This is a genomic window from Vibrio sp. V43_P6S15P86 (assembly GCF_009904725.1).
Classification (GTDB): Bacteria; Pseudomonadota; Gammaproteobacteria; order Enterobacterales; family Vibrionaceae; genus Vibrio; species Vibrio diabolicus.
This window is the reverse complement of sequence record NZ_WXWT01000064.1, coordinates 1-9,427: the sequence shown is the minus strand read 5'-3', so window position 1 is coordinate 9,427 and position 9,427 is coordinate 1. Positions and strand designations below refer to the sequence as shown.

Below are 9,427 nucleotides of genomic sequence, written 5' to 3'. Positions count from 1 at the left end.
GTGCTAAACAAAAGTTTGCGAAAAAACATATTCATATCCTTTGTGAATGCTTTGAATTACTTATATGTGGATTGATTCATAAATGAAACAAAACAGTGTTCAAAATATGTGTGCATTCACGAAATGAACATTGTTTTATAAAAAGACGTTTTTTTGTGATCTTAGTACTGGACAGACCAGGTTATGAAACTAAAGCCAATCCGTGCATTACGATTACGCCGAAGGTCAGTTTGCTCCTCATTCCTTGATATCCCTTGGGCTCGGTGTCTTGTTCGACTTTCCTCACGAGTTTTTCTGCATACCAAACAGCAAGATACCCAATTGCTAAGAGTAGGGTAGCGACCGCGTAATGTTTGTGGCCCTGCAGTAATGCGCCCCAAGCCAGTAAGACAAAAAGGTTGCTGAGAATTAATATATTTCGGCTAAGGCGGTGGTAGTAATGCTCAATGCCATTCCCCCAGAGTATGCCGGATAAAAAACTTAATATTACGGCACTGTAAGCGATGAAAAATTGCTGGCCACTTAAATTGAAGAGTGAAATGTCAGTGAAAATCAGCCCTAAACTAAACACAAATGGAACCAGGCCTAAGTAACCGAGTTGTAGCATGGTTGAGCGTGTTGTCATGGTCGTCACCTTACAATTGTTGCTCTATCATATTGGTAAGCGTAGTACTTGTCGGTGATGTGGAGCTTGGAAAAGTGGCAATAACTTTGCCTTCAGAGCTAATTAGAAACTTATAGAAGTTCCATTTTGGTTTGATGCCAGCTTGGTTAGTAATCTCGCTGAATACGGGGTTTGCATCTACGCCTAATACTGAGGAGCGAGCCATCATTGGAAAGGTGACCCCGTAATCGAGATAACAGACTTTCGCAGTGTTTGTTTCGCTTCCTCTATCCTGTCGGAAGTCATTGCTCGGGAAGCCTATAACGGTGAAGTTTTGGTCTTTGTAAGTTTGATAGAGGGTTTCTAACTGTTCGAACTGAGGAGTGAAGCCACACTGGCTTGCTGTATTGACGACTAGTAGTGTCTTTCCCTTAAAGCTTTCGCATAGATCGACTTCTTCTGTTGAGTTTAACAACCTTTGCTTACCTTGAAGAATATCAGGGCACTCAGATGCAAGAGCAAGCGAATTCATGGAGAGAAAGCTAACGAGAGCGGCGAGTTTCAGTAATCCTTTCATGGTGTTGTTCCCCTTGTTTTCAATAAGTATAACTACTCAAGTGCAAAGAGGATCGATCAAAAAAGCCGCACAAATGCGCGGCTTCTTTCTGAGCTGGGATTTAATTATGCCAGTTTCAACTCGAACTGGTTTAGGTACATTACCATGTCTTCAATCGTCAGCACTGGCATGTTGTGCAGGCGACCAAACGCAACGATCTCTGGTGCTTTTGCCATCGTGCCATCTGGGTTGGTCACTTCACATAGTACGCCAGCGGGTTGAAGCCCTGCCATTTGCATCAGGTCAATCGTACCTTCTGTGTGACCACGGCGAGTCATTACACCACCTGGACGTGCGCGCAGAGGGAATACGTGGCCCGGGCGAGCAAGATCTTCAGGTTTCGCATGCGGGTTTGCCGCCGTTTTAATGGTCGTCACTCGGTCTGCTGCTGAAACTCCCGTTGTTACACCAACTTTCGCTTCAATAGAAACCGTAAATGCGGTTTGGTTTGCACTGTTGTTGTTTACCACCATTGGAGACAGTTCCAGTTTGTCTGCTTGAGCATCTGTTAAGCACAAACAAACGATGCCGCTACATTCGCGGATCATCAATGCCATTTGCTCGTTAGTGAGGTGCTCGACTGAATAAATGATATCGCCTTCGTTTTCGCGATCTTCATCATCAAGAAGTAGTACGCCACGACCTTCTTTTAAAGCGATAAGTGCGTTTTCAACGCGAGTAATTGGGTCGCCGAATTCGGCAAGTAGTGATGACTGATTCATGGTTAACTCCTAAATTTCACCAGAATCAGGGCGGTATGAGAGATCGTCGTAAAATACGATCAAAAAGAAGTGCACCAGCACTCTTAGCGATCTTACTCGCGATACTGGTGTATTCTTATTCTCTTTCATCCGGACTATAACCGTCGGCTCTGGCATCTCACCAGATCTGCTGACCTCGACGAATCGAGCGCTCGCGGGCTCACTTGAAAAGTATACCGCCGGTGGGGAATTTCGCCCCGCCCTGAGAACAATTAAAAATGTGCCACTTCATCCAAGTTGTGAGGAAGTGGAGCTAGGATAGTACTGCGAACTGAATAGCTTGGAAAGTCGATTCCATCTGTATGATGGAAAAGTGTGCTATCGACGGAAATAATCTGTGCGAATAAAGTGATCAATCTGCTGTGGTACGAAGGTGTTGTAAATCAGGCTCGTATGCGTTTGCTTCACTTCGATATGATCTTGCATACCGTCCAGTCTTGTCTCTTCTACGGTAACCGTACCGTCCGACATGGTGTTGTCATTACGGATCAATAATGGGCGAGCACCAATCGGCATCGTTCCTGCGATACTGCCGAGTTTTTGCGGAAAAGCCCACGCATCATCATGTTTGTTTAATCCGTGATGTGGCGAATTGCCTAAAATTGCACCCAACCCGAGATCTTGAATCCGACCTACTATGGACGCGCCTTTAAGAGGTGAACCGATAGCGACAACATGAGAGATTAAGCTGGTGGTTGGCTTTCTGTTGGCGAGATAGCGCTTAATCATCAAGCCTCCCAAGCTGTGCCCCACGAGCACGTTTGCGGTCAGTGGATTAAGCGAATGGTCAATAGAATCAAACAGTGAAGATTCATCGATAGCAACAGTGTTATAGCTGAGCACTTGCGTTTCGTATCCGAGCTTTCGCAGCTTTTGGCTAAGAGGCTGCATGACCAGCCCATGCATATAAAGACCATGTAAGATGATGATTTTCATAATACCTCCTAGATTTATGACGTTGTAGATATCCTACTCTAATTAACAAAGAACTACTTGCCCTTTGTGGTGCATATTTACGTGTTGCTGCAAAGCTTGATCGATATAACAAGCGTATCAGCCCAGTAAATCCTGTACTTGTTGTTGCAATTGATGACGATTTAAAGAAGCTGGGCTTAACACTTCACCGATAACAACATCCACTTTTGACCAAAAACGAGTCGGTCGTTTTGTGAGAGCATGCCCGCCTTTGTGACTGAAAAAAGAACCCCAAAGCCCTTTTAGTGCCATAGGGATGACAGGAACAGGATTACGTTCAAGGATTTTTTCCACACCAGGGCGAAACTCACCCAATTCACCGTTAGACGTTAAGCGACCCTCAGGGAAGATACAGACAACTTCACCGTCGTTAAGCGCTTGTTCAATCTGTTCAAATGCTCGTCGGTAAGTATCGGCACACTTACGTGGAGAACAGATAGGGATAACACCGGCATGACGGAAAACATATTTAAGAACAGGCAGCTCGCTGATGGATTTGTCCATCACAAAACGAACCGGGCGCGTAGAGGTTCCCATCAAAATCAACGCGTCGACATAGCTAACATGGTTAGCCACGATTAACGCAGCACCTTGTTCAGGAATATGTTGGCGCCCCTTTACTGACACACGATACATACAATGGCTGAGTAAATAACTGATAAAGCGTTGTGTAAATTCCGGTACTTGACGATAGACATAGATTGCCACGAAGAAGTTACCTATTGCCATCATGGCAAACAGTTCCACAATAGAAAGCTCTAGTACGCTGAGTACAACGATCGAAACCAAAGCAGACACCACCATAAACAACGCATTCATGATGTTATTAGCAGCAATGGCACGTGCACATTCCCCTTTGTTTGAACGCGATTGGATGAACGCATAAAGAGGAACAATAAAGACACCGCCGCTTACACCAACAAGGAACAGGTCAATCATGACGCGCAGATGTTTGGATTCAGCAACGAAACTTTGCACATCATAAAAGTGCACCGGAAGTGATGGATAACTTGGGACTGCCCATAGCAAGTCGACGCCAAAGACTGTCAGACCAAGGATACCGAATGGCAAAATACCAAGCTCAACGTGGTTGAAGGAAAGTTTTTCACACAACCAAGAGCCTGTCGCGATACCAATGGAAAACAATGCCAACAGTAAAGAAACGACAGTGCTGTCTGCAAACAAATGTTCACGCGCAAAGCTAGGGAATTGAGTCAGGTAAGTCGCACCCATGAACCAAAACCAACTGATGGCTAGAACAGACATCCAAATGCCTCTCTGTTTTTTTGCCACTTTTAACGTGTTTTTTAAACCAGAAATCGGTTCAAACTTCGCTTTGTCAGTCGATTGGCTAGGCATCGTTGGAATATTCACACTGCTCATAAACCCAAGCAAAGACAAGGCAATCACGACACAAGAAGCAATCAAGGTACTATTAGGAATGGCTAGCAGCAGGCCTGCGCTTAGCGTACCTATAAGAATCGAAAGAAACGTGCCCATTTCAACCCAAGCATTTCCTTTAACGAGCTCATTTGGTTTGAGCGCTTGTGGTAGCAAGGCGTATTTCACGGGACCAAAATAAGCCGATTGAGTGCCTGTCATAAATAAAAGAGCAAGCATCAGCATGGCACTTTGGGTGGCAATAGCGGTTGCTGCGCAAGACATGATAGCCAGTTCGATGAGCTTTAAACGTCGTATTAATTTGGCTTTGTCCATGCTGTCAGCGACGGCACCAGCATGCGCAGAGAATAGAAAGAAAGGCAGGATGAATAAGCCAGCTGCCAAATTAACAAATAGATTAACGGATATTGGTAGGTTATCAATTTGGCTGTAAGTCACCATCAATAACAGAACGTTTTTGTAGATGTTGTCATTGAGTGCGCCAAGGCATTGCGTCACAAAGTAAGGAAAAAAGCGTTTTGAGAAAAACATGCTGGCCCCGATTAAACAAAGTCGAATGAGATAGGAGCACTTTATGCTCAATGAACGATTAAACCAGCTTTCTCTTTCAAGTGACGTTGCATGCCACCAAAAGTAACGAAATTCGTTACTTTCATTTCTATTTGTTTATTGAGTTACTAATTTCGAGACTTCTGAGTGGATTTTCTTTCCCATGGTTCAAACAGAGGGAACGTCCAGCGACGCATCGCAATAATCAGAGAGGTGCCGTGTTTCTCGTCCATATCGAGAGAGCTATCACTTTGGCAAGCCTGATAAAACTCATCGATGACCTTTTGCAGTTTCTGTTGCAGCTTCTTGTTGGTTGGTACGCTCATCAATCCTGTTGCCATGGACAACTGTTCATCTTCACCAGAAAAGTAGCTTTGGAAAAAGGCGTCTTGAACTTGCTGTTGGAAGAACCGTTGAATAGGGCCGCCCATCTGCCACTTAAATGTCGGAGATATACGCAAACGAATTTTGTTATTTGGCTGCAAGTCGATGATGTTCAGACGATCCAACTGAGCCAGCTTTTGCACCAGTTCCAACTCATTGAAGGTGTATTGCTGAACGATTTGTTCAAACTGATAGCCATTTACAACACAGATTGCCACGAGTAGCAGGGCTTTATCGTCAACCAACTGCTTTTCTTGCTCTAACGTTAGCGACTCTAGACCTTTATTGTGCGCAGCCGCGAGCTTAAACAGTTCCGCCATTTCTAAACCAATCAATTGGCAAATGCGTTCTAAGCGTTCAAGGCTAATATGTTGACCTTCAGCGAGTAAACGTTTGACGCTTCCTTCACTTAAATCAAGGTGTTGTGCAACATCGACATAATGCAGCCCAGCTAACTTTAGTTGGCGTTTAAGCTCTTTAATTAACGTATGGCTTTCAGACACTTACGCGGTCACCTCATCGTGCAGCTGTTCTAGGTACGTTTGCATAAAGGCTTTGCGTTTTTGCGCTTCGCGTCTCGCTGACTCCGTGTTCATAGTTTCAGCGATTTTGAATAACTTGGTCTGGAAGTGATCCAGAGTGAATTGTTTATCGTCGAGTTCTCGCTGTCGAGCAAAGATGTCTTTGTCATCGTAAAGTTGCGCATCAAACTCAGTGCTCACTTGTATACAGCGAGTAACGCCAATAGCACCTAATGCATCCAGCCGATCGGCATCTTGAACGACTTTTGCCTCCAATGTGTTGGGTCTGATATTAGCGCTAAAGCTGTGTGCTTCTATCGCATGGGCAATGGCATCATGGTATTGCTGCGGATAATCGATACTTTCTAAAAACGCGACCGCTTTTTTGGCTGCAATGATTGAGCTCTGCTTGCGGTTTGGATGATCTTTCGGATAGGTAAAACAATCATGTAAATAGGCGGCGGGAAGCACAATAGATAAGTCGGCGCCTTCTTCTACAGCCAGTTTTTTTGCAGTGTTTACGACCCGTTGAACATGGCTTATGTCGTGCGCCGCATCGACTTGCATCTCTTGCTGCATAAATTCCAAAAATTGCGATTCTATCTGGCTTAATAAGGTCATGAGTTATATCTACAACTAAAGTGAAGGCAGAAGTATGCCGAACGCAGAGAGGAATTTCCAAGTTCGATAGTGTAATTGAGATTTAGCCATCAGAACCTTATGCAACTTAGTAAGTACCGGGTCATCTTAAATAGCATTTTTGTGTGTTCGGTTGGCTACTAAGGTGGTAAGACACAGAGCAGCAGTGAGGTTTGCCAATAGTAAAAGGGCCTGATGATTTCGTCAGACCCTTTTTCGTTTTAGTCGGTATTTTTACTAACCTTAGCGCTTGAACGTCACATGCTCTGCTTGTTCAAGATGAATATGAGTTGTCGCAGGCTGTGTTTCTGCAATCACTTTACCGTGACGAACAGAGTAGCGAACCGGCACTTGTCGACGTACTGCGTCAAAACCATTTTCTGCGGGAAGAATCAGTAAACTACCTGGTTTGCCCTCTTCAATTCCGTGCTTATCTTGAATGTTCAGTGTACGTGCTGAATTGGTGCTGATCAGATCCAATGAGTTGTTGATTTGGTCGTAACCCATCACCTGACACACGTGCAGACCCATATGCAGCACTTGCAGCATGTTTGCAGTGCCTAGTGGGTACCAAGGGTCAAATACATCATCGTGTCCAAAGCAGACGTTGATGTTGGCATTCAGCATCTCTTTTACTCGCGTTACGCCACGACGTTTCGGATAATCATCAAAACGGCCTTGTAAGTGAATGTTCACCAGAGGGTTTGCCACGAAATTGATACCGGACATGCGTAATAAACGGAACAGGCGAGATGCGTATGCGCCGTTGTAGGAACCCATCGCTGTTGTGTGACTGGCCGTGACTTTACTTCCCATATCGAACTTGTGCGCTAATGCTGCCAACGTTTCAACGAAGCGAGATTGCTCGTCATCGATTTCATCACAATGCACGTCGATCAGACGGTCGTATTTTTGTGCTAATTCGAATACGTAGTGCAGTGATTCAATGCCATATTCGCGTGTAAATTCAAAGTGTGGAATCGCGCCAATAACGTCCGCCCCCAATTTGACGGCTTCTTCTAGCAGCTCTTTGCCATTTGGGTAAGAGAGAATACCTTCCTGCGGAAACGCAACGATTTGGATGTCTACCCACTCTTTCATCTCTTCACGCACTTCTACCATCGCTTTTAGGGCAATTAGGGTAGGGTCTGAAACGTCTACGTGAGTTCGAACGTGTTGTACGCCGTTTGCGATCTGCCATTTTAAGGTTTGTTTTGCGCGCGTTTTCACGTCTTCAATCGACAGCATTTCTTTGCGCTCAGCCCAACGTTCAATACCCTCAAACAATGTGCCAGAGATGTTCCAGCTTGGCTCGCCTGCGGTTTGCGTTGTATCTAGGTGGATGTGCGGCTCGCAGAAAGGCGCCACCGCCATGCCCCCTTCAGCATTGATGGTGTCACCGTTATGATTAAGCTCCACATCGTTGCTTTCAATGCGCTTGAATTGACCATCTTCAATCAAAATTTGCTGCAGACCTTCTTGTCCTTTTAGCGTTACGTTTTTGATCAGTAGTGTTGTCATGATGGTTCCTTACGCTGGCTGTGTAGCCAGTGCTTTTTTGTTGAGAATAGGATTAAGAATCAGGAAGCTAATTGCGCCGCCAAGTACAGCGTTAATCGGTACCACGCCAGGCAGGAAGTGTCCCGCACCAACGCCAATCGCTACAGCGATAATGCCAGCCCAGTTTACGCTTTGGAACTGGGCGGCTTCAAAGTTTGCGTAGCGCTTACGGTTCGTGAAGAAGTCAGCGATGATCACGCCGCCAATCGGTGGAATTGCCAACGATAAGAAGGTTAGCCAGCCAACAAAGTTATTGTAGAGCCAGAGAGCGCAAAGTGTGCCAACAAGCCCGTTCGCCATCGAGATGTATTTACTTGGTAAGCCAGTGATGTTGGAAAATCCAAGACCCGATGCGTAGAGCGCGTTGTCGTTGGTCGTCCAAATGTTTAACCCAAGTACGATGATGGCAGGAATCAATAAACCTTGCGCAATCATCACTTCAGAGATGTCTGATTGACCCGTCACCGACGCACCTGCCGCGCCAAAGATAAACATTAACGAGTTACCGATGAAAAATGCCACCATGGTGATCATCACGGCGCTGCGCGGCTTTTTGCCAAAGCGCACGAAATCTGCCGTTAATGTACCAGCACTGACAAAAGAGCCGACAACCATCGCGAGAGCTATTGAAAAATCGAGTGGCTCGGTTGGTTGAACTTGTTGCAGTTCGCTAATACCGCCAACGCTATTTACTGCCTCGATGACAGAGTAGCCGCCAAGTAGCGCAATGGCAGGAACGGCAATTGCTGACAACACCATCAGTGCGGAGATGCCAAAGTAAACGGTCGCGGTCATGAGCAAACCGGAAACGAGGATCAATGTATTGGTATCGATGCCCGTTGCTTTATGCACCGGAATCGCAAACATCGCGACACCAACTCCAAACCACCCAACTTGAGTACCACCAAGAAGAGCAGAAGGAAGCCAAGATCCTTTAGAACCAAAAGAGAAACGAGCAAGAAGGTGAGTAGAGATACCAGTAGAAGCGCCGATGTAACCGAGGAAAGAAGTGTAAATACCGAGGATTAGGTTACCGATGAGAACAGCGAGGAAAAAATCATTAAAGGAGAGCCCAGTACCGAGAGAGCCACCTGTCCACATACTTGCGGAGAAAAAAGTGAGTCCTAACATCACCATGGTTAGTGACGCCACGCCTTTTCTGGCCGTGTCGGGAACTGGTCCAAGACTGTAGTTATTGTCTCCAGCCATTATTACCTCCGCACATTGAAATGTTAAATTATAGCACCTGGTTTTCAGGCAAACGGCGCGTATTATCGTGATGTAAATTTAATAGTCAATGATAAAATTGCAATTTAAACGTTTGCTTGGTTTTTGATGTCTGTTTTTTCTTTTAATAACAATGGCTTAATTTTTTACCTATAAAGGTAAAAAGTTTGTTTTTACGTGTTTTATATGA

The 9,427-nt window shown here is 45.2% G+C and carries 9 protein-coding genes and 1 riboswitch; all 9 genes read right to left on the bottom strand.

Going from position 1 to position 9,427, the window contains the following annotated elements; genetic code table 11:
- Window positions 1-181 precede the first annotated feature (181 nt).
- The 9 genes from CAG69_RS02980 to codB all read right to left on the bottom strand — a co-directional run bounded on the left by CAG69_RS02980 (window position 182) and on the right by codB (window position 9,219).
- Window positions 182-625 (bottom strand): DUF3429 domain-containing protein, encoded by a 444-nt coding sequence (locus tag CAG69_RS02980; RefSeq protein ID WP_161442658.1) that lies wholly within the window; start codon window positions 623-625, stop codon window positions 182-184.
- Between the two features lie 10 nt (window positions 626-635).
- Complete coding sequence (locus CAG69_RS02975) at window positions 636-1,181, bottom strand: glutathione peroxidase (RefSeq protein WP_161442656.1); 546 nt, start codon at window positions 1,179-1,181, stop codon at window positions 636-638.
- A 104-nt stretch (window positions 1,182-1,285) separates the two neighbouring features.
- Window positions 1,286-1,942 carry a 3,4-dihydroxy-2-butanone-4-phosphate synthase gene (ribB, locus tag CAG69_RS02970; protein ID WP_161442654.1) on the bottom strand — a complete coding sequence of 219 codons (657 nt, stop codon included), beginning with the start codon at window positions 1,940-1,942 and terminating at the stop codon, window positions 1,286-1,288.
- A 113-nt stretch (window positions 1,943-2,055) separates the two neighbouring features.
- Window positions 2,056-2,195: riboswitch (FMN riboswitch) on the bottom strand.
- Window positions 2,196-2,299: 104 nt separating this feature from the next.
- Window positions 2,300-2,917: a triacylglycerol lipase gene (locus CAG69_RS02965; RefSeq protein ID WP_140093558.1), complete on the bottom strand. Its 618-nt coding sequence runs from the start codon at window positions 2,915-2,917 to the stop codon at window positions 2,300-2,302.
- Between the two features lie 117 nt (window positions 2,918-3,034).
- Window positions 3,035-4,888, bottom strand: a complete 1,854-nt coding sequence (locus CAG69_RS02960) for an MFS transporter (protein WP_161442652.1) — start codon at window positions 4,886-4,888, stop codon at window positions 3,035-3,037.
- A gap of 146 nt (window positions 4,889-5,034) precedes the next feature.
- Complete coding sequence (locus CAG69_RS02955) at window positions 5,035-5,793, bottom strand: helix-turn-helix domain-containing protein (RefSeq protein ID WP_161442650.1); 759 nt, start codon at window positions 5,791-5,793, stop codon at window positions 5,035-5,037.
- Window positions 5,794-6,432, bottom strand: coding sequence for an HD domain-containing protein (locus CAG69_RS02950; protein WP_161442648.1), 639 nt, complete (start codon window positions 6,430-6,432; stop codon window positions 5,794-5,796).
- 261 nt (window positions 6,433-6,693) lie between these two features.
- A complete protein-coding gene (locus tag CAG69_RS02945; protein ID WP_161442646.1) occupies window positions 6,694-7,971 on the bottom strand; it encodes a cytosine deaminase in 1,278 nt (425 codons plus the stop codon).
- 9 nt (window positions 7,972-7,980) lie between these two features.
- Window positions 7,981-9,219, bottom strand: a complete 1,239-nt coding sequence (codB, locus tag CAG69_RS02940) for a cytosine permease (RefSeq protein ID WP_161442645.1) — start codon at window positions 9,217-9,219, stop codon at window positions 7,981-7,983.
- Between the last annotated feature and the right edge of the window lie 208 nt (window positions 9,220-9,427).

What these genes read in the sequence shown, in the direction of transcription:
- CAG69_RS02980 (WP_161442658.1), bottom strand. Translation starts at nt 625, where the DNA reads ATGACAACACGCTCAACCATGCTACAACTCGGTTACTTAGGCCTGGTT.
- CAG69_RS02975 (WP_161442656.1), bottom strand. Translation starts at nt 1,181, where the DNA reads ATGAAAGGATTACTGAAACTCGCCGCTCTCGTTAGCTTTCTCTCCATG.
- ribB (WP_161442654.1), bottom strand. Translation starts at nt 1,942, where the DNA reads ATGAATCAGTCATCACTACTTGCCGAATTCGGCGACCCAATTACTCGC.
- CAG69_RS02965 (WP_140093558.1), bottom strand. Translation starts at nt 2,917, where the DNA reads ATGAAAATCATCATCTTACATGGTCTTTATATGCATGGGCTGGTCATG.
- CAG69_RS02960 (WP_161442652.1), bottom strand. Translation starts at nt 4,888, where the DNA reads ATGTTTTTCTCAAAACGCTTTTTTCCTTACTTTGTGACGCAATGCCTT.
- CAG69_RS02950 (WP_161442648.1), bottom strand. Translation starts at nt 6,432, where the DNA reads ATGACCTTATTAAGCCAGATAGAATCGCAATTTTTGGAATTTATGCAG.
- CAG69_RS02945 (WP_161442646.1), bottom strand. Translation starts at nt 7,971, where the DNA reads ATGACAACACTACTGATCAAAAACGTAACGCTAAAAGGACAAGAAGGT.
- codB (WP_161442645.1), bottom strand. Translation starts at nt 9,219, where the DNA reads ATGGCTGGAGACAATAACTACAGTCTTGGACCAGTTCCCGACACGGCC.